This window comes from Sphingobium sp. TomTYG73 (genome assembly GCF_055394245.1).
Genome location: NZ_AP027339.1, coordinates 2,195,001 through 2,218,048, shown reverse-complemented (window position 1 = coordinate 2,218,048; position 23,048 = coordinate 2,195,001). Strand labels below are relative to the sequence as shown.

The following is a 23,048-nucleotide window of genomic DNA, read 5'->3' as shown; positions in this document are numbered from 1 at the left end:
ATATTATCGCCTTCCGTCCGATGGCTGTGCCGCCGTCTTTTCCCGTTCGCGGGTCACGGCCGCCGTTGCGGCGCGGCCGCGAGGACCGTTGAAATATTCCTGAATCCAAGGGTGATCGGTCGCCAATAGCTCATCAATGGTGCCGACCGCGATGACCTTTCTGTCCGCCAGCACCGCTACGCGGTCGCAGATGGAATATAGCGTGTCGAGGTCATGGGTAATGAGGAAGACGGTGAGGCCAAGCGTCTGTTGAAGCTTGCGCGTCTGATCGTCGAACGCCGCTGCGCCGATCGGGTCGAGTCCGGCAGTGGGTTCGTCAAGAAACAGCAGGTCGGGGTCGAGCGCCAGCGCGCGGGCTAGGCCCGCCCGCTTCTTCATGCCGCCTGAAAGCTCGGCTGGATATTTAGGACCAGCTTCGGCGGGGAGACCCGTCAGCCGGATCTTGTAGGCGGCGATCTCGTCGCGCAGTTGCGGCCCGATATTGGGATAATATTCGCGGATCGGCACCTCGACATTTTCAGCCACCGTAAGGGTGGAGAAGAGCGCGCCGCCCTGGAACAACACGCCCCAGCGCTTGCGGATGGCCAGCGCCTCGTCATCCAGGCGGCCGATCATCGATTCGCCAAATACGTGGATTTCGCCTTCGTCAGGTGTCTGGAGGCCGATGATCGAGCGCATCAATACCGACTTGCCGGTGCCCGAGCCGCCGACGACGCCCAATATCTCGCCCTTGCGCACGTCGAGGTCGAGATTTTCATGCACGACCTGATCGCCGAAGCTGTTCTTAAGGCCCCTGACGGAGATGGCGATCTCGCTTTTTGCGACGGCATTGTCGACGCGCGCCTCTTCGGCGGCCGCTTCTTCTTCCTCGGCCATCAGTTCCACCCTAGCCAAGTGAAGAAGACAGCGAAAAACGCATCGATCACAATCACCAAAAAGATCGCCTGGACAACGGCAGCCGTGGTTCGCAGCCCGACTTCCTCAGCGTTGCCCTTCACCTGCATCCCCTGGAAGCAGCCGGAAAGCGCGATGATGATACCGAAGACGGGAGCCTTTAGCAGGCCAACCCAAAGGTCTGTGATCGGCACCACCTCTCGCAACCGCTGGATGAAGGTGATCGGCGGGATGTCCAGCGAGACGGCGCACAGGAACCCGCCGCCGATTACCGCGACGATGGAGGAATAGAAGCCGAGCAGCGGCATCATGATGACAACCGCCAGCGTCCGGGGGAGCACCAGCGCCTCCATGGGCGAAACGCCGATGGTGCGCATCGCGTCCACTTCCTCGGTCAGCTTCATCGTGCCGAGCTGCGCGGCGAAGGCTGAGCCGGATCGGCCCGCGACCATGATCGCCGTCATCAGTACACCGAGTTCGCGGAAGGTCAGGCGGCCGACGAGGTTGATCGTCAGCATCTCCATGCCGAACTGGCGCAACTGCACCGACCCCTGCTGGGCGATGACGATCCCGATCAGGAAGCTCATGAGGCCGATGATGCCGAGCGCGGAGACGCCGACGACCTCGAACCTCTGCACCACGGCGTTGACGCGGAACTTGCTGGGGTGCCGGATGACGTTCCAACTCGCCACCAAGGTCGCGCCGAAAAAGCCGAGGAGGCCAAGAAGCGTGGTGAAGGAGTTGACCACCGCTTCGCCGATCTGGCCGACCACGCGCTGCAACGGGGGAACATAGTCGGGCCTGATGTTGACCGGCTCGTCCAGCTTGCCCACGGCCTCGATCAGGCGTCGCGCATCTTCATTGCCGCCGGTAAGCTCGCAACTCAGCCTTTTCGCGGTACGGTGGACCGTCCAGGCGCCGATCGTGTCCATATGGTCGATGCCGGACAGGTCGATGGCAGCGACCGGCCCCGCCACCGCGTCGAGGCGGGCGGGCAGATCGCCCAGGCAGGCAATGGAAAAATGCCCGAGAAGCCGAATGACAGCACCGCCATCGCGCGTTTCTTCGGTAAGATCGGCGGCTTTGTTCATCAAGGCGGTTTAGTGGTCCATTATCGGTTGCACGGCAAGCCGAAACGGCCCATCCGCACGGTAGAACGATAGCAAGGCGCAAAAGTTTCGGAAACGGCATGACGCACCGTCTGGCAATATACGATATGGACCGCACGGTGACCTTTTCGGGCACCTATACGGGCTTCCTGATACATGTTTCCAGAGGCCTGGCCCCATGGCGGCTGCTGCTGCTGCCCTGCGTCATCCTGTTGATGCTCGCCTATGTGATGAGGCTCATCAGTCGGCAGCGGCTGAAGGAGCTGAATCAGGCGCTGATGATCGGTTTCAATGTCGAGCGCGCCAGGCTGATGCCGCATGTCGAAAGCTATGCGGCCAAGGTGGTGGCGACCAATGTCCGCGCGGGCGCCCTCGACCAGATCGCACGGGACAGGGCCGATGGATACCGGCTGGTGCTCGCCACCGCATCCTACCGCCTGTATGTGGAACCGATCGCCCGCAGGCTGGGGTTCGACGCGGTGATCGCGACCGACCATCTGAGCCAAGATCTGCGTTATGTGCGCGCGAAGATTGCGGGCGAGAATTGCTACGACACCGGCAAGCTGCGGATGATCAAGGCGTGGATGGCGGCGGAAGCGATCGACCGCGACCATGCGCAGATCCGGGCCTATTCAGACCATGTGTCCGATGCGCCGATGCTGGAATTCGCCGACATGCCTTTCGCCTCCAATCCGCATAAGCCGCTGGCCAAGCTGGCGGCGAAGCGCGGGTGGACGCGGGTGGACTGGGCGTAGGTGCAGGCTCAGTGAAAACCGACCCGGTTGGGTAGAGCTTTTCCGGCAAAGAAGGCTTCCAGATTCGCCAACACCATCGCGGCCATGCGCGCGACTGCTTCCTGCGTGGCCCCGCCGATATGTGGCGTCAGGACGCAGTTGGGCACGTCCTTCCAGAGGTCGGCGGGGGTAGGTTCCTGCTGGAACACATCTAGCGCCGCTCCACCCAGTCTTCCCTGACGCAAAGCCCTCCTCAAGGCCTCTTCATCCACCAATTGCCCGCGCGCGACATTGATGAGCAGCCCGTCGCGGCCGAGTGCATCCATGACGTCAGCACTGATCATCCCGCGATTGCTATTGTCGGCGCGAGCCGCGACCAGCAATATGTCGCTGTCCTGTGCCAGAGCCTTCAAGCTTTCGGATCGCGGCCAGGGCAAGCCGGGCTTGTCGCGCGGACCCCACCAGCCGATCCGCATCCGCATCGCTTCCGCTCGCCGGGCGACAGCCTGCCCGATATGCCCCATGCCGACAATGCCAAGCCGGGCCTGATTCATGGAACGGGTAAGCCTGTCTGATTCGGCTGTCCAAAGGCCCGCGCGCAATTGCCGGTCGCCTTCGACGATCGCGCGGCGATGCGCGAGCATCAGGCCGATCGCATGGTCCGCGACGTCCTCGGCATTGGCATCAGCGCCATGCGTGACGGCTATGCCGCGCCTTTCCGCTTCCTCCAGATCGATGCCGTCATAGCCGACGGTGAAGCAGGCGATGAGGCCGAGCTGCGGCATGGCGTCGAGCAGAGCAGCGGAAAGCGGGAATTCGCCAGCCCAGACTATGGCCTTGGCATCGGCTCGCCGCTGGGCGCCTTCATCCTCCCACAACGGCCGGGCGTCATAGAAGGGGGAAAGGATTTTCAGCAACGGCGCCAGCAGTGGCTGTCCAACCAGGACTAAAGGCCGACTGCCGATCATCCCACGGCCTGCAGCGCCTGTGCGAAGTCTGCGATCAGATCATCGGCATCCTCGCAGCCGATCGAGATGCGCACCATATTGTCGGTGATCGCCAGAGCCTTCTTGCGCGCGGCGGGCACCGACAGGTGCGTCATGGCCGCCGGGTGGCTGGCGAGCGTCTCCGTGCCGCCAAGGCTGACGGCCAGCTTGGCGATCTTCAGCGCATCGAGGAAGGCGAAAGCCTCAGCCTCGCCACCCTTAAGATAGAGCGAGAAGGTCGATCCCGCGCCTGTGCAGTGGCGGTTGTAGATGTCCGCCTGACGTTCCGTTTCGGGGAAGCCAAGATAGACGACCTTTTCCACCTGCGGCTGGTCTTTCAGCCAGGCACAGACCTTTGCCGCATTTTCGCCAGCCCGGCTCATCCGCAACTCCAGCGTTTCGAGACTGCGCAGGAGCATCCAGGCGCTGTGCGGGTCGAGGATCGTGCCGATCGTATTGCGCATCAGCCGGATCGTGTTGATGAGGTCTTTTGGCCCCAGCACGCCTCCAGCCACTAGGTCGCTATGGCCGCCCGCATATTTGGTGAGGCTGTAGATGACGAGGTCCGCGCCATGGGCAAGTGGGTGATGCCAGAGCGGGCCGAGGAAGGTGTTGTCGATCGCGACCGGCGGCAAATGCGCCTCTCCGGCGAAGAGATGGTCGCGGCGGGCCACGACCGCCTCCACATCCACGAGCACATTGGTGGGATTGGCCGGGCTTTCCAGATAGATAAGGGCGACGCGGCCGAGCGACTTTGCCCGTTCGATAACCGCGCTGATTTCCTCCTCCGTCGAACCGGCGGGGAAATCGAGCCATTGCACCCCGAACTTGCCGAGGATGCGGCCGATCAGCGATTCGGTCGCTGCGTAAAGCGGCGCGGAGTGGACGATGACGTCGCCGGGCTGGACGAGGGCGAGCAGCGTGGTCGCGATTGCAGACATGCCGCTGGAAAAGAGCAGGGCGTCTTCCGCTTCTTCCCACACGGCCAGCCGGTCTTCGGCGATTTCCTGATTGGGGCCGTTGAAGCGGGAGTAGACCAACCCTTCCGCGCCGCCGGGCCTGATTCCGGTGACGCCTTCGAAGTGCCGCTTGCCTGCGGCGGCGCTTTCGAAAGCGAAGGTGGAGGTGAGGAAGATGGGCGGCTTCAGCGATCCTTCCGACAGCATCGGGTCGTAGCCATGGCCCATCATCAGCGTCGCGGGCTTCAGCTTGCGCCCACCGATCTCCATGATCGCTGGCTTGGCGCGTCGGCGCTTGCGCGGGGGCTCGGCACCTGAAAGGTCGGCCTCTGTCTCGCCGGTCATCGCTGTTTCTCCTGCGTTTGCGGCCTTTGCCGCCTCTTTATGATGCCAGGAGTGTAACGCCTTTCGAGGGGAAAGAGATCAGCCATTCCGGCAATTATGTTATCGCCATGACATCGCGCGGGGATCGTGACAGGGGCTGCGCGCGTTCCTACATCTATCGATATGAACCAACGCCTTCCCGAACCGCTGGAGCAATGGTTCACCGCGCGCGGATGGTCGCCGCGTCGTCATCAGATGGACATGCTGGCAGCCGCACGTGTCGGCGATCACGCGCTGCTGGTGGCGCCTACAGGGGCGGGAAAGACATTGGCGGGGTTCCTGCCTACGCTTGCCGACCTGATCGAAGAACCGGCCGAGGGTCTCCACACCCTCTATGTGTCGCCGCTGAAGGCGTTGGCGGTCGATGTGCGCCGCAATCTGCTTACCCCGATCGAGGAGATGGGCCTGCCGATCCGGGTCGAGACGCGCACCGGCGACACGCCTTCGGATCGCAAGGCGCGGCAGCGGGCGCGACCGCCGCAGATCCTGCTGACCACGCCCGAATCGCTATCGCTGCTCTTGAGCTATCCCGACAGCTTCCTGATGTTCGCGCAGTTGAGGACGGTGATCATTGATGAGGTCCACGCCTTTGCCACCCAGAAGCGCGGCGATCTGCTCAGCCTGTCGCTCGCGCGTTTGCAGAGGATCAATCCTGAGCTGCGCCGTGTCGCGCTGTCCGCGACCGTGGCTGACGTGGATGCGTATCGCGCCTGGCTTGCGCCTGACGGTGACATCAACAGCGTGACGCCGGTCATGGGGGAGCAGGGCGCTGATCCCGAGATCACGATCCTGATCCCGGAAGGGCGCATCCCCTGGTCAGGCCATTCCGGCAAATATGCCGCCAAGCAGGTCATGGCCGAAATCGAGCGGCGGCAGACGACGCTGGTCTTCTGCAACACGCGGGGGCTTGCCGAGCTTATCTTCCAGGAGCTTTGGACCGCGAACGACGCGAACCTGCCGATCGGCATACATCATGGCAGCCTGTCGGTGGAGGCTCGGCGCAAGGTGGAAAATGCGATGGCCGATGGCAGACTTCGCGCCCTCGTCGCGACCGCGAGCCTCGACCTGGGCGTTGATTGGGGCAATGTCGATTGCGTGATCCAGATGGGCGCGCCCAAGGGATCGTCCCGCCTGCTCCAGCGCATCGGTCGCGCCAATCACCGGCTGGACCAACCGAGCGAAGCCATCATCATTCCCGGCAACCGCTTCGAATATCTGGAGGCGCGTGCGGCACTTGACGCCGTGGAGGCGGGGGAGCGGGATGCCGATGACTTTCGTACCGGCAGCCTTGACGTTCTGGCCCAGCATGTGATGGCGCTCGCCTGCGCCGCGCCGTTCGCGGAACGAGAGTTGCTGGAGGAAATCCGATCAGCCACCCCCTATAGCGCGCTCACCGACGAGGGCTTTGCCAACGTCCTGCATTTTATCGAAGGGGGCGGCTATGCCTTGCGCGCCTATGACCGATTCAAGCGGCTGACCCACGATGCGGACGGGATATGGCGCGTGTCCCATCCCCGCTTCATTCAGCAGCACCGCATGAATGCCGGGATCATCGTCGACCAGCCGGTGCTGGACGTCCGGTTCGCTAACGGCCGCAGGCTCGGCACGGTGGAGGAGGGCTTTGCCGCGACGCTGAGGCCCGGCGACAGTTTCTTCTTCTCCGGCCTCGCGCTGGAGGTGGTGCGGATGGATGTCACCGACCTGGTCGTGCGGGCGACGTCGAAGCAGGCGCGGGTGCCCGCCTGGGGTGGCACGCGCATGGCAATGTCCACGCGGCTCGCCGACCGGGTGCGGCACTTCCTGGCCGAGCCGGAAGAATGGCACCGCTTTCCCGACGATGTGCGGGAGTGGCTGGAGGTGCAGAAATATCGCTCGGCCCTGCCGGAGCCGGGGCAGCTGTTGATCGAAACCTTCCCGCATGAAGGGCGGCATTATCTGATCTGCTACAGTTTTGAAGGATGGAACGCGCACCAGTCGCTGGGCATGCTGCTCACTCGCCGCATGGATGCGCAGGGGCTGATGCCGCTCGGTTTCGTATCCAACGATTATGCGCTCGCCGTCTACGGGCTGAAACCCGTGACGGACCCGCAGAGCCTGTTTTCCGCCGACATTCTGGATCATGAATTTGTCGAGTGGGTCGAACAATCGAGCCTGTTGAAGCGCGCCTTCCGGGACGTTGCCGTCATCGCGGGTCTGATCGAGCGTCAGCATCCCGGCAAGCGAAAGACCGGGCGACAGGTCACTTTCTCGACCGACCTCATCTATGACGTTCTGCGCAAATATCAGCCGGATCATTTGCTGTTGAAGGCTGCCTGGGCCGACGCCCGCGCGCGCATGACGGATGTCGGGCGGCTGGGCGACCTGATCGATCGCGCTTCGGCAACGATGCTGCATATTGATTTGGACCGGGTAAGCCCGCTGGCGGTGCCGGTGCTGATCCTGATCGGCCGCGAACAAGTGGCGCAGGCGGCGGCCGAAGATGCCTTGCTAATGGAGGCCGAAGCTCTGGTGGCAGAGGCGATGCGGACGGATTAGAAGTCCTCGCGCACTCCGCCGCAGCCCTTCAAAGTTCCTTCGCCAAAAGACAGTGCTACGCGATCGGCCCAATGTGCGTCGCTCATGCCGTCGTTGCATGGTCCGTCCGTCACGGTCATCGAAAATCCGTCCGCCAGATACCGCACGGCGCGACCGTCATCCGTCCGGTTGACGGAGACATGAACGGGCGCCTTGTCCGGGCGCTCCAGCGTGGCAACCGAGCCTTTGACCGTTACCGCCCAAAAGGGTTCGGTTCCCAGAGCGCGATAGCGCGTTTCGTTGCTGAGCGGTGCGGTGCTCACTCTTTCCGGGGGAGGTTGCGGGGTTGGCGCGTCAGCGACATTTGCTGGTTCGTCATGATCCGCCTGCTGGTTCAAAATGGGCGTTTCCGCGACTGGCGTATCTTTCGCACGATGTTCACCCATGTCTTCCTTCCGGCCGCAACCCGCGAGCAGAAGAGCGCCTGCAACGAACAGCCATGCCTTCATATTTCCCTCGCCTCTTTACTGTTAATTAATATACCCTCGGATATATACCGAAGCATAAACAGCATCTTAGCAGATGATTAACCATGTTGTTTAGGCAAATGAACAGCATGTGTTGAGTAGAAAATCCCCGAGCGAAGGGGATTTTCAATGCGTCCTTCTATATTTGGCCGATTGTTGGGCAGTGAGGCGAGCGCTGGTTCGCCGCGTTGCCCCACGTCTGCCGCCGATCGGGCGTCCGTCCGGGCGTTGCTGACCGCTTTCCGGGCCGACACATCAGGCATCGCCCTTGTTGAAACGGCGCTGGTCGCGCCGTTCCTGGCCATCATCCTCATGGGCACGGTCGATGCGGCCCGTTACGGCGCGGCCAAGATGAAAATCCAACAAGCCGTCAATCGCGGTCTGGAGATGTCATGGATGGGCGGCACGGACGTTGTCGCAACCGACATTCAGGCGCAGGCGGCAGCGCAGGCGGATGTGCCGACCAGTGCCGTTACAGTCACCCAGACACTTGAGTGCGGGGGCACGGCAACAACCTGGACCACCAATGCCAATCCCTGCGCCTCCGGCGAAACAGCTCGCTACACGCAGATTCAGATTTCAACGACCTTCACGCCATCCTTTGCGCTGGGGTCGCTGGCGAAGATGCTGGCTAACTCGAATGGCGTTGTGCCGATATCCGCGACGGGGGTTCTGAGAATCCAATGACACGGTTTTTTCGCCTTCTCCATCAGCTTGCGCGCGATTGCCGTGGCGCCGGTGTGCTCGAATTCGCGCTGGTAGCGCCTGTCCTGTTGGGCATGCTGATCGGGATACCGGCGCTGGGGATACTCTTCTATGCGCAGGCTGGGCTCAGGAGCACCGTCGAGGATGCCGCGCGTTATGCAACGACGTGGCCAAAGCCGAGTGAGGCCGACATACAGGCAAGAATAGCATCAAAGCAGTTCGGGATGAACTCGGCCAACATCGTTGCGCCGACCGTCACGTTCACGACCAGTTCGAAGCCCAACTATGTCACTATAACGATGGGCTACAATGTCACCATCAACTTCCTGCTTGGAAGCAAGACGATCGCGCTGTCCGAAACGCGCAGAGCCTATGTCACGAGCTAAAGCCGAGGAGCTGACGATGCCATTGCTCAATTGCTTGTCCCGTCTTCGCACGCTTTGGTCCGACGCGCGGGGCAATGCGCTCATGCTGACGGCGCTGGCGCTTCCCGTCATGATCGGAGCGGCGGGGCTTGGCGTCCACACCATGCAGCTTTCGCATGTGAAGCGGGAATTGCAGCGGGAGGCTGACTCGGCGGCGATGGCAGGCGCCTATTCGCTTTACCAGAGCCAAGGCAATAGCGCTGCGACCGCTCAGGCGAACAAGGCGCTGACACAGAATGCTCTTGTCCCGGGAGCCACGTCCACGATCACGCCGGGGGCTTATACTACCAGTGGTGGCACCACTTACACCTCGGCAATGTATGTCCGTTTGGCCAGCACTCAGCCCACGGCCTTGATGGCCCTGTTTGGCATGTCTACGTCCACCGTGGCCGCTGAGGCCCGGGCGGCGGTCGTTTCCGATGGCAAGGTATGTTTCCTTGCCAAGGAGAGTGGCAACAACACCGGGATCACCTTTGCGGGCAACTCGACACTCGATCTGGGATGCGGCGCGGGCACTAATTCGATCAGCAGCAATGCGGTGAACGTGAACGGCCAGCCGACCGTGAAGGTTTCGCCCATCGTAGCTATGGGCGGCATCCCGTCATCCACCGCCTATGCCGCAGGCACCATGCTCATGCCCAATCATGCAGTGCTGACCGATCCCTTTGCCGATATGAGCTTGGATCCCAGCACCAACGACGTTTCCAATGGGAAGTGCAAGAGCGGCAGCAATTGGAATGTCATTAATGTCTCTTCGGGGGCGACTGTCGATAGCAGCAGCGGAAGTCCTTATGCACCGGGCTGCTATGGAACGATCAATGTCCAAGGCACCCTGACGCTGAAGCCGGGCGTCTACTACCTGGCCAATGGGGCGAATAATGCGGGCCTGCAAGTTGGCGCTCAGGGCCATCTTACCTGCATGGGCTGCACTTTCGTGTTGACCAGCACCACGCCCAATAACGCAAACAGTTTCGCGACGATGGACATCAACGGTGGGGCAGAGGTCGATCTTTCTCAATCCACTAGCGGCACCTATAGCGGCATCACAATCTATCGGGACAGCAGGGCTGCGGCGAGCAATCAGTGCTGCCAAGTCAACGGCAATTCCAATTCGACCCTCAGTGGCGCCTTCTATTTCCCGAACGACACACTGACGTTCAACGGCACATCGGGCATGTCGCTCACCTGCTTCCAGATGGTCGCGCTGCGCCTGTCCTTCAGCGGAAACGCGACGATCACGAACACATGCGACCCCCCGGGGGGAGCGTCCAAATGGTCGTTGACCGCTGTCCGGCTGATAAGTTGAAGCGGCTGTAAGAGCCGCTTCACTCTACCAGGATCAGACGTCCAGATTGGCGACGTTCAGCGCATTGTCCTGAATGAACTCGCGCCGGGGTTCGACGACATCGCCCATCAGACGGGTGAAGATCTCGTCGGCGACGTCCGCCTGCTCAACCTCGACGCGCAGCATCGAGCGGTTGTCGGGGTCCAGCGTGGTTTCCCACAACTGCTCGGCATTCATCTCGCCAAGACCCTTGTAACGCTGAATGGCGAGGCCCTTGCGACCTGCCGTCAGCACCGCTTCCAGCAATTCGCTGGGCCGGGTGACGACGACCGCGCCCTTGGATACCACCGGCAAATCGTCTTCCCCCGCCTCTTCGGCGGCAGCGGCCGCCTTTGCGGTAACCAGGCGGCTGGTGGTGCGATAGCTGTCGGCTTCCTCGGCAGCGATGGAGTGCAGCTTGCGCGCTTCGGCGGAACCGATGAAACCATGTTCGATCATGTGGTGATCGGTCACGCCGCGCCAGAGCCGCTCGAAATGGAAGCCGCCCTCTTCGGCGATGCGGCCACTCCAGCGGCCCTCGTCATCCTGTGCGTCCATCCACTTGACGGTCGCCGTCAGCCGTTCCGCTTGGCGCTCATGGCCGAGTTCCGGGTCAAGCGCGCCGTTGATGGCCAGCGCCTCGATAATGGCGGGATTGTAGCGGCGCGGCACATAGCGCATCACTGCGCGCATCCGGCGGCCATGCTCGATCAGCGAGCGCAGGTCTTCGCCCGAACGCATGCCGCCGGTCGTTTCCAGCGCCATGGAATCGACGCCATTGTCGACTAGATACTGCTCGAGCGCCGCTTCATTCTTGAGGTAGACTTCTGAACGCCCGCGCGTCGCCTTGTAGAGCGGCGGCTGGGCGATGTAGAGGTGCCCGGCATCGATGATCTGCGGCATCTGGCGGTAGAAGAAGGTCAGCAGCAGCGTGCGGATATGCGCGCCATCGACGTCGGCGTCGGTCATGATGACGATCTTGTGGTAGCGCAGCTTTTCCAGGTTGAAATCGTCGCGGATGCCGGTGCCCATCGCCTGAATGAGCGTGCCGACTTCCTTGGACGACAGCATCCGGTCGAAGCGCGCGCGCTCGACGTTCAGGATCTTGCCCTTCAAAGGCAGGATCGCCTGATTATGCCGGTTGCGTCCCTGCTTGGCCGAACCGCCTGCCGAATCGCCCTCGACCAGGAAGAGTTCGGACTTAGCGGGGTCGCGTTCCTGACAGTCGGCCAGCTTGCCGGGCAGGGAGGCGATGTCCATCACGCCCTTGCGCCGGGTCAGTTCGCGCGCCTTCTTCGCGGCCTCACGGGCGGCCGCGGCGTCGATCACCTTCTGGATGATCATCTTGCCATGGCCCGGATTTTCCTCCAGCCATTCCGCCATCTTGTCGGCCATCAGGCTTTCCAGCGGCTGGCGGACTTCGGAACTGACCAGCTTGTCCTTGGTCTGCGACGAGAATTTGGGGTCGGGCAGCTTGACCGACACGATCGCGGTCAGGCCTTCGCGCATGTCCTCGCCGGTCAGCGACACCTTCTCCTTCTTCAACATGCCGGATTTGTCGGCATAATTGTTGAGGGTTCGTGTCAGCGCCGCGCGGAATGCGGCGAGGTGCGTGCCGCCATCCCTCTGCGGGATGTTGTTCGTGAAGCAGAGGACGTTCTCATAATAAGAATCGTTCCACTCCAGCGCGACGTCGATGGTCACATCGTCGCGGCTGCCCGAAATCGCGATCGGATCGGGCATCAGCGGCGTTTTGTTGCGATCAAGATATTTGACGAAGGCCGCGATGCCGCCCTCATAAAATAGTTCGACTTCCTTCTTCTCCTCATGCCGGGCATCGACCAGGAACAGCCGCACGCCGGAGTTCAGGAAGGCCAGCTCGCGGTAGCGATGCTCCAGCTTTTCAAAGTCGAACTCGGTATGGTTCTTGAAGGTGCCGCCGTCGCCGGGGGCCTTTTCGGTCGAGGGAAGGAAGGTGACCTTCGTGCCCTTCTTGCCTTCGGGAGCGTGCCCAATGACCTTGAGCGGTGCGACGGCATCGCCATAGGCAAAGCGCATATAATGCTCCTTGCCGTCCCGCCAGATGTTGAGGTCCAGATATTCGCTGAGCGCGTTCACGACCGACACGCCCACGCCGTGCAGGCCGCCCGACACCTTGTAGGCATTGTCGTCGGACGTGTTCTCGAACTTACCGCCCGCGTGCAGCTGGGTCATGATGACCTCGGCCGCAGAAACGCCTTCTTCCTTGTGAATGTCGGTAGGGATACCGCGGCCATTGTCTTCGACACTGACCGACCCATCGGGATTGAGCGTGATTAGGATGCGGTCGCAATGTCCGGCCAGCGCCTCGTCGATCGCGTTGTCGCTGACCTCGAACACCATATGGTGCAAGCCCGAGCCATCATCGGTATCGCCGATATACATGCCGGGCCGTTTGCGCACGGCGTCCAGGCCTTTCAGGACCTTGATGCTGTCGGCGCCATAGGCGTTGGTGTTGGGGCTGTTTTGACTTTCCTCGCTCATGCCTGAGCATATAGGGAAAGCCCCAAAGAAACTAAAGCGAAACATGCCGACTTCCGCTTGAGGATGGGCCGGTCTATCAGGGGCGCATGCGCGCTATCATCCCCCTGTTTCTGATGCTTGGCGCCTGTTCCGATAGCAGTGATGTGCTGGAGCAGTTGCCCAACAGCTCCATCGCCGGAGCACCGCGCGATGACATGCCCGAAACCCGGTTGGGAGCGAAGATCACACGCCCTGTCACCATTGGCGAGGATGGCCCGCGACTGGATGCCTGTGCCGCCATGGGGCAGGCGGTGCGCGTCGGCGCTCAGGGCCTGGCGATCCGTGCTGCGCCTTTTGCCGAGGCGCAGGAGGTCGGACGTCTGGCGGAAGGGGCGAGAGCCCTCGTATGCACCCGCAGTCTGGACCAGAAGTGGCTTGGGGTGGTCGTCGTGCCGCAGGCGCCGACCGATTGCGGCCTGTCCGAGCCGGTTGACCGGAAGCAAGCCTATGCCGGGCCGTGCCTTAGCGGCTGGGTGTCGAGCGCGTCGATCCGGTTGGTGGCCGGTTGATGCGCTGAAGATATATTGGCCTTTTACAAAATAGCCTGTGGTTTCTAAGTGGACTTCTGTTTCTGATCGGAAAGAGTCGCGTCCATGTCCAATTCTGCTCTTCGTCCGCCCTCGCTGCTTCGATTGCTGGGCGTTTGGCGGGTCGCGGAGAGCGCCGAACCTGCCTATCGCCAATTGGCCGACGCGCTGCGCATGCTGGTGCTGGATGGGCGGGTCGGGCTGAACGTGCGCCTGCCTGGCGAACGGGAACTAGCCGCCGCGCTGGGCCTCAGCCGGACAACGATCGCGGCTGCGTTCGACCGGTTGCGCGATGAGGGCTATCTGGAAAGCCGTCAGGGTTCGGGCAGCGTCACGCGCCTGCCGCCCGGCCGGATACATCCCGAACCGCCTGAATTGGACCTGCCCATTGGCGGGAACATCCTCAACTGGACTCATGCCGCACTGCCCGCCGCGCCGGGGGTAGGGCGCGCCTGCCAGGCGGCGGTTGAAGCCTTGCCGGCCTTTCTGGGCGACCTCGGCTATGATCCGCTCGGCTTGCCGCCCCTGCGCCGCGCGATCGCCGCGCAGTTCGAACGGCGCGGCTGCCCCACCAGTCCAGACCAGATCATCGTCACCAACGGCGCACAGCAGGGCTTTGCCTTGTTGCTGCAATGGCTGACGGGGCCGGGCGACCGGGCCGTGATCGATCATCCGACCTATCATAATGTCATTCAGGCATTGCAGCGCGCGCATGTCGTTCCGGTGCCCGTTGGCCTTCCCGCGCAAGGTTGGGACATTGACGCCATGGAGGCGGCGTTCCGCCAGACAAGCCCGCGCTTTGCCTATGTCATCGCGGATTTTCACAACCCGACCGGCCGCAGCATGGACCCGGCGACCCGGCGCGCCTTGGTCGCAGCGGCCACGCGTACGCACACGCCATTGATTATCGATGAAACCATGGTGGCGATGGGGCTCGACTTTCCCGCCCCGCCACCGGTGGCGATTCATGACCCGTCGGGGCGCCAGGTCATCACCATGGGATCGGCGAGCAAGATCTTCTGGGGCGGGCTGCGCGTGGGGTGGATTCGCGCCGATCCGCAGACGATTGCGGCGCTCGGCCGCCTGCGCACGACGATGGACATGGCCAGTCCGGTGGTGGAGCAACTTGCCGTCGCACAGTTGATCGACAGTGATGAGGGATTGGGGCCGCGGGCAGATCTGCTGCGGTCCCGTCGGGATCATCTGATCGGCGAGATCGACAGGCATATGCCGCAATGGCGTGTCGAATCGCCTGCGGGAGGGTTGTCGCTCTGGGCCGAGCTACCGCGCGCCGAAGCGACTGCCTTGGCCGCGATCGCCGAAAGTCATGGTGTGCGGGTTGCGCCGGGTCCGCGTTTTGGTGTTAGCGGCGCGTTCGAGCGCTTCCTGCGCCTGCCCTTCACGCTGCCTGAGGAGCAGCTGACGATCGGGGTCGAGCGGCTGGCCGAGGCTGATGCGCGGCTCCACGCCCGTCTGCCGCGCGGGCGCGATTCGCTGGCTGCGGCGCTGGAGGCGGATCGGCTGATTTAGGGGGGCATTCTCCGCCGGGCGCCGTCATCCCAGCGAAGGCTGGGATGACGGGCCTGCTTGCGCACCCTATCCTGAGATGCCAGCTTCCGCTGGCATGACGGAACACGCCAAATAATAAGGGCCGCGCAGGGGATTTCCCGCGCGGCCCTTATTGAACCCAAGGGGCTTTTACGCGGCCTTCTTGTCAGCCTGATAGCGCTCGATTGCTTCCAGCGTGATGCGGCGCGCGTCTTCCGCGCCGCCCCATGTGCCGATACGCACCCACTTCTGCTTTTCCAGATCCTTATAGTGGGTGAAGAAATGTTCGATCTGCTCCATCACGATGCCGGGCAGATCGTCCTTTTCATCGACGTCGCTATAATATGGGAAGGTCTTGTTGTCGGGAACGCAGACCAGCTTTTCGTCGCCACCCGCTTCATCTTCCAGATTGAGCACGGCGATCGGACGAGCGCGCACGACCGACCCGGGCACGAAGGGCGAACGGGCAATGACCAGCGCGTCGAGCGGATCGCCATCGGGCGACAGGGTGTGCGGCACGAAGCCGTAATTGGCCGGATAGCGCATCGGGGTATGCAGGATGCGATCGACGAACAGCGCGCCCGACGCCTTGTCGAATTCATATTTCACAGGCTCGCCGCCAATCGGCACTTCGATGATGACGTTCAGGCTGTTGGGCGGATCGTCCCCAACCGGGATCAGTTCGATATTCATGGACTTCAAGCCTTTTGATGCAAATTGGCGTTGCGGGTGATTATGTCCTTGGTTTGAGCAGCCGATCGAGGCTGCCTTCACCCTCTCCTGATTTTTCGAGGCGCGGATAGCGCAGGCCGCCGGAATAAGCGAGCGTCAAAGTGCGGTAATATCTGTCCTGCTTGACGATGATCTGCATCGGCTTGGCGGCCTTCAGCGCTGCCTTGAACACCTCGCCCGAATATTCGTCCCCGTTGATCGCGACGATCTTCGTGCCGACCGCCAGCCCCGCCTTGAACGCGGCGCTGTCCCAGACGACGTTGGAGACTTCGCCGTCGCCCTTGACGATCAGGCCAACGCCGAAGCTCTGGTCGATATTCTTGCCCTCGGCGGCCTTGGTGAAGGCGTTTGGCGTGTCGCCATAGACCAGCTTGTAGCCGCCCATGGCAAAGCCGCCCTTGGGCGTCTCGCGCGTCGTGCTATCGACATATCGCGCGAAGAATCCGGCCCAGTCATAGGGCGCAACCCCGTTCAGCGTCTTGATGACATCGTCGCGATTATAGACGACCTGACCCCAATCGCCGGGGTTTATGCCAAAGAAAGCCTTGGCGAAATCGTCGAGGCCCTTTGCCCCGCGCGTCTGCCTGCGGATGATCGCGTCCGCTTCCAGCCAGATCATCAGCCCTTCATTATAATAGTCCTCCGACCGCTGCCAGCTCGTCCAGCCCTTGGGACGGCGAGCGGAAATGATCGGATCGTGGGTGGTATCCTCCATCGGCCGCCACTCGCGCCCGCGCGTCGTGTCGAGCTTGGCCGCGATATGAGCATAGGCGTCCAGCGTCTCCTGTTTGGAAAACAGGCCCGACCGCGCGCCCAGCACATAGCCCCAAAATTGCGTCTGCCCTTCATAGACCCACAGCAGATTGTCCTGCATCGGCACGTTGAAGTCGGGCGTCCACAGCAGGTCCGGGCGGCGGAATTTGCCGTCCCAGCTATGGGTGAACTCATGGGGCAAAAGGTTGCGGTCGAGTAGCGCCTCGCCATCCCCCCACTTCTTGAAATAGCCCGGCTCGACCTGATTCTCCGATGATCGATGATGTTCAAGCCCGATGCCGCCCATCTCGTCGGTGATGGCGAACAGGAAGTCATAATGATCGAAATGATAGGTGCCGAAGAGGGCGCCCGCTTCATCGACCAGCTTCTTGTGCCTGGCGATCTGGTCTGGCTTGGCCTCCAGCTCGTCGGCATCATCGGCGACGATATTCAGCGTGACATTATGGCCCAGGTCCACCGGCTTGAAATAGCGTCCGGCGAATACTGGCGAATCCTGCAATGCTTCATAGTCGATCGTTTCATAAGCGACGGTCGATCCGGTCTTCCGCCCGCGCAGCGCGGTGGCCGCCTGCCAGCCATCGGGATAGGTCACCGTGGCCTGAACCGGAATCTGCCTAGTATAATAGCCTGCGGGATAGAGCGAGACCGACTCCCACTGGATATTCAGCATCTTGGGCGTGACGACGACGCGTCCCTGACTGGATTGCGTGGCCGACAGGAACTGGAAGGAAGCGGTGATTTCCCGCGTGCCCTGCGGTACGTCGATGACGAATCCGTAGACGTTGAGCGGATCGCGCTTCCAGCCGACCGGCTTGCCATCGGCGGTAAAGGTCAGGCCGCTGATCTTCTCGATCTGGCCGCGCGGCGCATGGTTGCCCGGCAGCCATTCGGGCACCAGCAGGGTCATTGGCCCGCTCGACGCGACGGGGATATGCTCCTTCACCCGGAGGATTCGTTGAGTCGTGTCGGTCGCGTCCACCTCCAGCCGGATGGTGCCGCCGGGGTAGGGGATGTCGCGCGGCGCGGGGCTGGCGTCATTCACCGACAGGGCGGCGGGCCTTGACCTCACGGTATCCTGAGCGGCGAGCGGGGTGATGATGGCTGTGGAAAGCAGGAAAGCGGCAGCAAGGCTGCGGATCATGGCTGTCTCCGTGAAAGACGTGGCAGGAATTGCCTCATGAACTCAGCATGACGAACCAAAATCTATGCGTCCACCGCGAAGAACAGCTATGAAATTATCTGACAAAAAAAGCGCGTTTCCTTGAGCCTTCTTTGCCGTTAAAGGCGCATCCCCATGGCGAAAATTGAAACCCCGCGCCCGGTGCGCGGCACGCAAGACATGCTGGGGGGCACGGCGGAAGCGTTCCAGGAACGTTTCGCCCATGTGGTCGCGACCTTTGACCGGGTCCGCAGGCTCTATGGCTTTCATCGCGTTGAAGTGCCGGTCTTCGAAGCAACGGCGGTGTTCGCCCGGTCGCTTGGCGAAAGCACTGACGTCGTTTCCAAGGAAATGTACACGTTCGACGATCGTGGCGGCGACAGCATAACCCTGCGTCCCGAGTTCACCGCCGGGATCGCGCGCGCCTATATTACCGAAGGCTGGCAGCAATATTCGCCGCTCAAAGTGGCGACCCACGGACCGCTCTTCCGCTATGAGCGCCCCCAAAAGGGCCGTTTCCGCCAGTTTCACCAATTGGATGCCGAGATCATCGGCGCGGGCGAGCCGGGCGCGGATGTCGAATTGCTGGTCTTTGCCGACCAGTTGCTGCGCGAGCTTGGCGTATCCGATGGCGTCACTCTGAACCTCAATACGCTGGGGGACGCGGCCAGCCGTGACGCGTGGCGCGCCGCGCTGGTCGCCCATTTCGAGGCGCATCGCGATCAGCTGTCGGAGGACAGTCTCGACCGTCTGCATCGCAATCCGCTACGCATCCTCGACAGCAAGGACCCGCGCGACCGCCCCGTGGCGGACAGCGCGCCGGATATCGACGCTTATCTGACCGATGAAGCGCGCGACTTCTTCGGCAAGGTGACGGCGGGCCTTGATGCGGCGGGTGTGGCGTGGGAACGCGATGCGCGTCTGGTACGCGGCCTCGATTATTACCGTCACACCGCTTTTGAATTCATCACCGATCGGCTGGGCGCGCAGGGCACCGTGCTGGGCGGAGGCCGCTATGACGGGCTGATCGAAAATCTCGGTGGTCCCTCGACCCCGGCCGTCGGCTGGGCTGCGGGGATAGAGAGGCTTGCGATGCTGATCGATGCGCCTGCTGCGGACCAGATCATCGTTACCGTGGTGCCTCTCAGTAGTGCGACTGAAGATCGATCGGTGAGCTATCTCGCAGAGCTTCGTCGCGCGGGAATCGCGAGCGAAATGGCTTTTCGGGGCAATACCAAGAAGCGGATGCAGCGCGCGCAGAACAGCCGCTTCGTTCTGTTCCCCGTCGAGCTCGGTGAGCGCGACGAAGAAGCGCAAGTGGGCAATTTGAGCGCGCTTCATGGTGAAGTGCAGTTGAAAGACATGGTTTCGGGAGAACAGGCGGCGATGCCTTTCTCGGTGGCCATTGAGCGCATCCGGGAAGCTGTCAAAATCTAATGCAGATTTCCGCCGAACGCATCGCGCAGATCGAAGCGCGCCGGGACGAGGTGCAGGCGTCGATGACGCGCGCCGACCTCGCGCCCGAGGAGTTCGTGCGGCTTTCCAAGGAATATGCGGAGATTGAGCCAGTGGCCCGCGCCGCGCATGAGGTGCGGCGGCTTCGGCAGGAGTTGCAGGCCCTCGAATATATGGCGGGCGGCGATGGTGCCGAGGCGGATGCCGCGATGCGCGAGATGGCGCAGGAGGAAATGCAGCTGATCAAGAGTCAGCTGCCGGATGCCGAACGCGCCCTGGCACTTCAACTGCTTCCCCGCGACGCCGCCGACGCGCGCCCGGCCATGCTGGAAATCCGCGCTGGAACGGGTGGCGATGAGGCCGCGCTCTTCGCCGGTGACCTTTTCCGCATGTATCAGCGCTATGCTGATGCACAGGGCTGGAAGATGGAGATGATCTCCGCCAATGCCGCTGAAGTCGGCGGCTTCAAGGAAGTCGTGGCCAGCATCAACGGCATCGGCGTTTTTGCCAAGCTCAAGTTCGAAAGCGGCGTCCATCGCGTGCAGCGCGTGCCCGTCACCGAAAGCGGTGGGCGTATCCACACCTCTGCCGCGACCGTCGCGGTGCTGCCTGAACCAGAGGAGGTCGATGTGCAGATCGCCGACGGCGACCTCAAGATCGACATCTACCGGGCATCGGGCGCAGGCGGGCAGCATGTGAACACGACCGACAGCGCCGTGCGTATCACGCACTTGCCGAGCGGCATCGTGGTGACGCAGCAGGACGAACGATCGCAGCACAAGAACAAGGCCAAGGCCATGCAGGTTCTCCGCGCCCGGCTTTACGAAGCGGAGCGGGAACGCACGCAAAGCGAGCAGGCGGGCGCGCGCAAGGCGATGGTCGGGTCGGGCGACAGGTCCGAACGCATTCGCACCTATAATTTCCCGCAGGGCCGCGTGACGGATCACCGCATCAACCTGACCTTGCACCGGTTGCCGGAAATATTGGAAGGGCCGGGGCTCGCTGAAGTCATCGATGCGTTGATCGCCGAGGATGAGGCCGCGCGCCTCGCTCAGCTGGACGGCATCGGGTGAGCATCGCCCAGGCGCTTCGCGATGCGGCTGCCCGGCTCCAAAATGTCAGTGATACAGGGCGTCTCGACGCGGAACTGCTCCTCGCCCATGCGCTGGGCATCAGTCGCAATGAATTGCTACTTCGCCAGCAAGACCTCACGGTGCCTTCCGGCTTTGGCGCGCTGGTTGACCGGCGGTTCGAAGGCGAACCCATCGCCTACATCACCGGCGTGCGCGATTTCTGGACGATCAGCCTGCGGGTGACGCCCGATGTCCTAATCCCGCGCCCAGACACCGAAACGCTGATCGAGGCCGCGATTGACCATTTCCAAGGCCGCGCACCGGCACGCGTCCTGGACCTTGGCACCGGATCGGGCGCGCTGCTGCTCGCGGCCTTGGATCACTGGCCGCAGGCGACGGGCATCGGCGTGGATAGCTCCACCGCCGCGCTCGCCGTTGCCCGGGCCAATGCCGAACATCTCGGGCTTGCCGGGCGCGCGGCCTTTCAACTGGGCGACTGGGCTGAGGGGATAGCTGAACGGTTCGACCTCATCTTGGCTAACCCGCCCTATATTGAAAGCGACGCCGACCTTGCGGGCGATGTGTTGCATGAACCCGCAAGCGCCCTCTTTGCCGGTGTCGACGGCCTGGACGACTATCGACGTATCGCGCCCATGATCGCCCGGCTGCTGGCCGAAGGCGGCATGGCAGCGATCGAGATCGGTCATGACCAGAGAGAAAGCGTGTCCGCCCTGCTTCAGGAACAGGGACTTGGCGTGGCCATGCGCAAGGACATGGCGGGACATGACCGTTGCCTGGTCGTTACTCATTCTCCACAGCTTTGAGCGCTCCTGATCCTCGTGCTGATCAGCCTGCGAACCGAACGCGCCGGAATTGCTCGGGGGCAAGTGAAATTTGCTTGGTTTATCCCGCCAAAGACACTACATGAGGAGCAGGGACGGCATTATCCTGAGGATCTGCCCTGTGGGCTTAGCCGAGAAAAGGCCGTTTTCCCGCTCCTTCAAAGTCACGACGGCGCTGCTGCGCAGGCGCCTCTGGCAGCGTAAGGGCAAGGGCTGTCGCGCAGCCCCTGTCCGGCGGAGCCCTACCCGGCCTGATAAGCAGGCCGTGCTTTAGGATAGCGACTGACTGATGATTTCAGTGAATGATGGCAAAGTGAACGCAAGGACCAGGTCTTGATCAACAACAGGCAGGCCGGTCGCCGGAATCGCGGCCGGAACAACAATAACGGACGTCCCAGCGGCGGTAACCGGGGCGGTGGCGATAGCGGCAACCGGATTGACAACCGCGCACGCGGCAACGCGGTCCAGCTTCTGGAAAAATACAAGAATATGGCTCGTGACGCCCAGATGGCGGGCGACCGGGTTAATGCGGAATATTATCTGCAGTTTGCCGATCATTATTTCCGCGTGCTGGCCGACAATCGCGCCCGGCAGGAGGAGCAGCAGCAGCGCTACCGCCGACCGGAAGACAATGGCGATTATGAAGGCGATGATTTTGACGCTCCGGAATATGCGGGCGATGATAATCGTGGCGAGCCGCAGCAGCAGCAGCATTTCGAGCGTGGCTATGAAGGCGATCGTCGCCGGGATCAGCCGCGTGACCAGCAGGACAATCGCGACCGGAATCGTCGGGATCGGCCGCGCCGGGACCGCCCTGCCTATGAAGCAGCCGAGCGACAGGAAATGGAAGCGCCAGAAGCTCCCGCGCCTGTGGTGGAGCGTTCGCCCGCGCCTCAGCCCGAAGCGGAAGCTGCGGCAGCGCCTGAAGCGCCCCGCGCCCGCCGGGGCCGTCCCCGCAAGGCCGATACAGCGAAGTCGGAGGGCAGCGAAGGACTGGATCTTTCCGTCCTGCCGCCGTCGATCGCGCGTGCCGACAATGACAGCGAGCCAGCCGCAGAGGAAGCGCCGCGCAAGCGCACTCGCCGCGCGCGCCCGGCTGCCGAAGCGGCCGAATGATCTAGCGTTCTGCCTCGGACAAGCGGCGGGATAGAAATAAGGGGAGTGGCGTTCGCGCCGCTCCCTTTTTCATATTCGACCAGTAGCAATTCAGCGCGTGGGCAAAACCCGGGGCCGATGCTGGTCGTCCAGAGCGACGAAGGTGAAGAGGCCGCTGGTAAGGTCGATCTGCTGCTGATCCGCCCCGCGCGTTGCCACCACATCGACACGAATGCCCATCGAGGTCCGCCCGCGGCGCTCCTCATGCGCATAGACCGTCACAATATCGCCAAGCAGCATTGGCGATATGAATTTCATCCCGTCGATCGCGACGGTCGCCACCGCGCCTTCGGCCAGTCGGCCCGCTACGATGCCGCCCGCAATATCCATCTGGCTTAATATCCACCCGCCAAAAATATGGCCGTTGGTATTGATCTGGGTGATGCCGGGAACCACCCGCAGAACCAGTTCGCCCCTTTTTTCAGTCATCGATCGATACCTCGTCCTTCAGCGGGTCCATGACCTGATCGTCGTGTCCTGTCCCGCTCGACAGGAACACGAGCGCCATCAATCCGGTCCCCAGCATGAAGGTCAACCAGACCCCGATGATGGTGGCCAGAACCATGTGCAACGGCATCGGTCCAGCCCATATCCGCAAGCAGACAAGCGCAACGCCGACGCACAGCGCGCCGCCGATTGCCATCCAAAACATGATGCGGC

21 protein-coding genes (1 of these 21 only partly in view) are annotated in these 23,048 nt (G+C 62.4%); 11 read left to right on the top strand and 10 right to left on the bottom strand.

Annotated features, from left to right (window positions below):
* Nucleotides 1-3: 3 nt before the first annotated feature.
* Both ACZ5TH_RS11185 and ACZ5TH_RS11180 read right to left on the bottom strand, forming a co-directional pair.
* Nucleotides 4-876 (bottom strand): ABC transporter ATP-binding protein, encoded by an 873-nt coding sequence (locus ACZ5TH_RS11185; protein WP_460987035.1) that lies wholly within the window; start codon nt 874-876, stop codon nt 4-6.
* Nucleotides 876-1,985: an MlaE family lipid ABC transporter permease subunit gene (locus tag ACZ5TH_RS11180; protein ID WP_464795103.1), complete on the bottom strand. Its 1,110-nt coding sequence runs from the start codon at nt 1,983-1,985 to the stop codon at nt 876-878. Before ACZ5TH_RS11180 ends, ACZ5TH_RS11185 begins: the two co-directional genes overlap by 1 nt.
* A 98-nt stretch (nt 1,986-2,083) precedes the next feature.
* Here ACZ5TH_RS11180 and ACZ5TH_RS11175 point away from each other — a divergent pair, with 98 nt between their 5' ends.
* Nucleotides 2,084-2,758 (top strand): HAD family hydrolase, encoded by a 675-nt coding sequence (locus ACZ5TH_RS11175; protein WP_464793952.1) that lies wholly within the window; start codon nt 2,084-2,086, stop codon nt 2,756-2,758.
* An 8-nt stretch (nt 2,759-2,766) separates the two neighbouring features.
* Here ACZ5TH_RS11175 and ACZ5TH_RS11170 read toward each other — a convergent pair whose 3' ends face one another.
* The gene (locus ACZ5TH_RS11170) at nt 2,767-3,705 is read right to left on the bottom strand and encodes a 2-hydroxyacid dehydrogenase (RefSeq protein ID WP_464793951.1); all 939 of its coding nucleotides are present in this window, start codon (nt 3,703-3,705) and stop codon (nt 2,767-2,769) included.
* Nucleotides 3,702-5,027 carry a cystathionine gamma-synthase family protein gene (locus tag ACZ5TH_RS11165; RefSeq protein WP_464793950.1) on the bottom strand — a complete coding sequence of 442 codons (1,326 nt, stop codon included), beginning with the start codon at nt 5,025-5,027 and terminating at the stop codon, nt 3,702-3,704. The genes ACZ5TH_RS11170 and ACZ5TH_RS11165 overlap by 4 nt, the downstream gene beginning before the upstream one ends.
* 162 nt (nt 5,028-5,189) lie before the next feature.
* Here ACZ5TH_RS11165 and ACZ5TH_RS11160 point away from each other — a divergent pair, with 162 nt between their 5' ends.
* Entirely contained in the window at nt 5,190-7,601 is a 2,412-nt protein-coding gene (locus tag ACZ5TH_RS11160) for a ligase-associated DNA damage response DEXH box helicase (protein ID WP_464793949.1), read from the top strand.
* On the opposite strand, the gene ACZ5TH_RS11155 is transcribed toward ACZ5TH_RS11160, so the two are convergent.
* Nucleotides 7,598-8,089: a membrane-like protein gene (locus ACZ5TH_RS11155; RefSeq protein WP_464793948.1), complete on the bottom strand. Its 492-nt coding sequence runs from the start codon at nt 8,087-8,089 to the stop codon at nt 7,598-7,600. The two genes, ACZ5TH_RS11160 and ACZ5TH_RS11155, sit on opposite strands and share 4 nt — an antisense overlap.
* 147 nt (nt 8,090-8,236) lie before the next feature.
* On the opposite strand from ACZ5TH_RS11155, the gene ACZ5TH_RS11150 reads away from it, so the two are divergent.
* Genes ACZ5TH_RS11150 through ACZ5TH_RS11140 form a run of 3 tightly spaced genes read left to right on the top strand, consistent with a single transcriptional unit; the run spans nt 8,237 to nt 10,543 of the window.
* A complete protein-coding gene (locus tag ACZ5TH_RS11150; protein WP_464793947.1) occupies nt 8,237-8,794 on the top strand; it encodes a TadE/TadG family type IV pilus assembly protein in 558 nt (185 codons plus the stop codon).
* Entirely contained in the window at nt 8,791-9,198 is a 408-nt protein-coding gene (locus ACZ5TH_RS11145) for a TadE/TadG family type IV pilus assembly protein (protein ID WP_464793946.1), read from the top strand. The genes ACZ5TH_RS11150 and ACZ5TH_RS11145 overlap by 4 nt, the downstream gene beginning before the upstream one ends.
* A 34-nt stretch (nt 9,199-9,232) precedes the next feature.
* Nucleotides 9,233-10,543 carry a pilus assembly protein TadG-related protein gene (locus ACZ5TH_RS11140; RefSeq protein ID WP_464793945.1) on the top strand — a complete coding sequence of 437 codons (1,311 nt, stop codon included), beginning with the start codon at nt 9,233-9,235 and terminating at the stop codon, nt 10,541-10,543.
* Nucleotides 10,544-10,576: 33 nt separating this feature from the next.
* Here ACZ5TH_RS11140 and gyrB read toward each other — a convergent pair whose 3' ends face one another.
* Entirely contained in the window at nt 10,577-13,084 is a 2,508-nt protein-coding gene (gyrB, locus tag ACZ5TH_RS11135; protein ID WP_464793944.1) for a DNA topoisomerase (ATP-hydrolyzing) subunit B, read from the bottom strand.
* 86 nt (nt 13,085-13,170) lie between these two features.
* Here gyrB and ACZ5TH_RS11130 point away from each other — a divergent pair, with 86 nt between their 5' ends.
* Both ACZ5TH_RS11130 and yczR read left to right on the top strand, forming a co-directional pair.
* Nucleotides 13,171-13,632, top strand: a complete 462-nt coding sequence (locus tag ACZ5TH_RS11130) for a hypothetical protein (protein WP_464793943.1) — start codon at nt 13,171-13,173, stop codon at nt 13,630-13,632.
* Nucleotides 13,633-13,716: 84 nt separating this feature from the next.
* Entirely contained in the window at nt 13,717-15,180 is a 1,464-nt protein-coding gene (gene yczR, locus ACZ5TH_RS11125) for a MocR-like transcription factor YczR (RefSeq protein WP_464793942.1), read from the top strand.
* Nucleotides 15,181-15,348: 168 nt separating this feature from the next.
* On the opposite strand, the gene ppa is transcribed toward yczR, so the two are convergent.
* Both ppa and ACZ5TH_RS11115 read right to left on the bottom strand, forming a co-directional pair.
* The gene (ppa, locus tag ACZ5TH_RS11120; RefSeq protein WP_449474486.1) at nt 15,349-15,891 is read right to left on the bottom strand and encodes an inorganic diphosphatase; all 543 of its coding nucleotides are present in this window, start codon (nt 15,889-15,891) and stop codon (nt 15,349-15,351) included.
* A gap of 40 nt (nt 15,892-15,931) precedes the next feature.
* Nucleotides 15,932-17,845 carry a M61 family metallopeptidase gene (locus ACZ5TH_RS11115; protein WP_464793941.1) on the bottom strand — a complete coding sequence of 638 codons (1,914 nt, stop codon included), beginning with the start codon at nt 17,843-17,845 and terminating at the stop codon, nt 15,932-15,934.
* A gap of 153 nt (nt 17,846-17,998) precedes the next feature.
* Here ACZ5TH_RS11115 and hisS point away from each other — a divergent pair, with 153 nt between their 5' ends.
* From hisS to ACZ5TH_RS11095, 4 genes are all read left to right on the top strand, one after another.
* Nucleotides 17,999-19,300, top strand: a complete 1,302-nt coding sequence (gene hisS, locus ACZ5TH_RS11110) for a histidine--tRNA ligase (protein WP_464771531.1) — start codon at nt 17,999-18,001, stop codon at nt 19,298-19,300.
* Nucleotides 19,300-20,391 carry a peptide chain release factor 1 gene (gene prfA / locus ACZ5TH_RS11105; protein WP_464771530.1) on the top strand — a complete coding sequence of 364 codons (1,092 nt, stop codon included), beginning with the start codon at nt 19,300-19,302 and terminating at the stop codon, nt 20,389-20,391. The genes hisS and prfA overlap by 1 nt, the downstream gene beginning before the upstream one ends.
* Complete coding sequence (prmC, locus tag ACZ5TH_RS11100; RefSeq protein WP_464793940.1) at nt 20,388-21,215, top strand: peptide chain release factor N(5)-glutamine methyltransferase; 828 nt, start codon at nt 20,388-20,390, stop codon at nt 21,213-21,215. Before prfA ends, prmC begins: the two co-directional genes overlap by 4 nt.
* Before the next feature lie 351 nt (nt 21,216-21,566).
* Nucleotides 21,567-22,349, top strand: coding sequence for a DUF4167 domain-containing protein (locus tag ACZ5TH_RS11095; RefSeq protein ID WP_449474481.1), 783 nt, complete (start codon nt 21,567-21,569; stop codon nt 22,347-22,349).
* A 90-nt stretch (nt 22,350-22,439) separates the two neighbouring features.
* Here the strand turns inward: ACZ5TH_RS11095 and ACZ5TH_RS11090 are convergent, their stop codons facing one another.
* Nucleotides 22,440-22,817, bottom strand: coding sequence for an acyl-CoA thioesterase (locus ACZ5TH_RS11090; protein ID WP_449474480.1), 378 nt, complete (start codon nt 22,815-22,817; stop codon nt 22,440-22,442).
* On the bottom strand, nt 22,810-23,048 hold the 3' portion of the coding sequence (locus ACZ5TH_RS11085; protein WP_449474479.1) for a hypothetical protein. 61 nt of this gene lie beyond the right edge of the window; only the last 239 of its 300 coding nucleotides appear in the window; its start codon lies beyond the right edge, outside the window; the stop codon is at nt 22,810-22,812. Before ACZ5TH_RS11085 ends, ACZ5TH_RS11090 begins: the two co-directional genes overlap by 8 nt.

What these genes read in the sequence shown, in the direction of transcription:
- ACZ5TH_RS11185 (WP_460987035.1), bottom strand. Translation starts at nt 876, where the DNA reads ATGGCCGAGGAAGAAGAAGCGGCCGCCGAAGAGGCGCGCGTCGACAAT.
- ACZ5TH_RS11180 (WP_464795103.1), bottom strand. Translation starts at nt 1,985, where the DNA reads ATGAACAAAGCCGCCGATCTTACCGAAGAAACGCGCGATGGCGGTGCT.
- ACZ5TH_RS11175 (WP_464793952.1), top strand. Translation starts at nt 2,084, where the DNA reads ATGACGCACCGTCTGGCAATATACGATATGGACCGCACGGTGACCTTT.
- ACZ5TH_RS11170 (WP_464793951.1), bottom strand. Translation starts at nt 3,705, where the DNA reads ATGATCGGCAGTCGGCCTTTAGTCCTGGTTGGACAGCCACTGCTGGCG.
- ACZ5TH_RS11165 (WP_464793950.1), bottom strand. Translation starts at nt 5,027, where the DNA reads ATGACCGGCGAGACAGAGGCCGACCTTTCAGGTGCCGAGCCCCCGCGC.
- ACZ5TH_RS11160 (WP_464793949.1), top strand. Translation starts at nt 5,190, where the DNA reads ATGAACCAACGCCTTCCCGAACCGCTGGAGCAATGGTTCACCGCGCGC.
- ACZ5TH_RS11155 (WP_464793948.1), bottom strand. Translation starts at nt 8,089, where the DNA reads ATGAAGGCATGGCTGTTCGTTGCAGGCGCTCTTCTGCTCGCGGGTTGC.
- ACZ5TH_RS11150 (WP_464793947.1), top strand. Translation starts at nt 8,237, where the DNA reads ATGCGTCCTTCTATATTTGGCCGATTGTTGGGCAGTGAGGCGAGCGCT.
- ACZ5TH_RS11145 (WP_464793946.1), top strand. Translation starts at nt 8,791, where the DNA reads ATGACACGGTTTTTTCGCCTTCTCCATCAGCTTGCGCGCGATTGCCGT.
- gyrB (WP_464793944.1), bottom strand. Translation starts at nt 13,084, where the DNA reads ATGAGCGAGGAAAGTCAAAACAGCCCCAACACCAACGCCTATGGCGCC.
- ACZ5TH_RS11130 (WP_464793943.1), top strand. Translation starts at nt 13,171, where the DNA reads ATGCGCGCTATCATCCCCCTGTTTCTGATGCTTGGCGCCTGTTCCGAT.
- yczR (WP_464793942.1), top strand. Translation starts at nt 13,717, where the DNA reads ATGTCCAATTCTGCTCTTCGTCCGCCCTCGCTGCTTCGATTGCTGGGC.
- ppa (WP_449474486.1), bottom strand. Translation starts at nt 15,891, where the DNA reads ATGAATATCGAACTGATCCCGGTTGGGGACGATCCGCCCAACAGCCTG.
- ACZ5TH_RS11115 (WP_464793941.1), bottom strand. Translation starts at nt 17,845, where the DNA reads ATGATCCGCAGCCTTGCTGCCGCTTTCCTGCTTTCCACAGCCATCATC.
- hisS (WP_464771531.1), top strand. Translation starts at nt 17,999, where the DNA reads ATGGCGAAAATTGAAACCCCGCGCCCGGTGCGCGGCACGCAAGACATG.
- prfA (WP_464771530.1), top strand. Translation starts at nt 19,300, where the DNA reads ATGCAGATTTCCGCCGAACGCATCGCGCAGATCGAAGCGCGCCGGGAC.
- ACZ5TH_RS11090 (WP_449474480.1), bottom strand. Translation starts at nt 22,817, where the DNA reads ATGACTGAAAAAAGGGGCGAACTGGTTCTGCGGGTGGTTCCCGGCATC.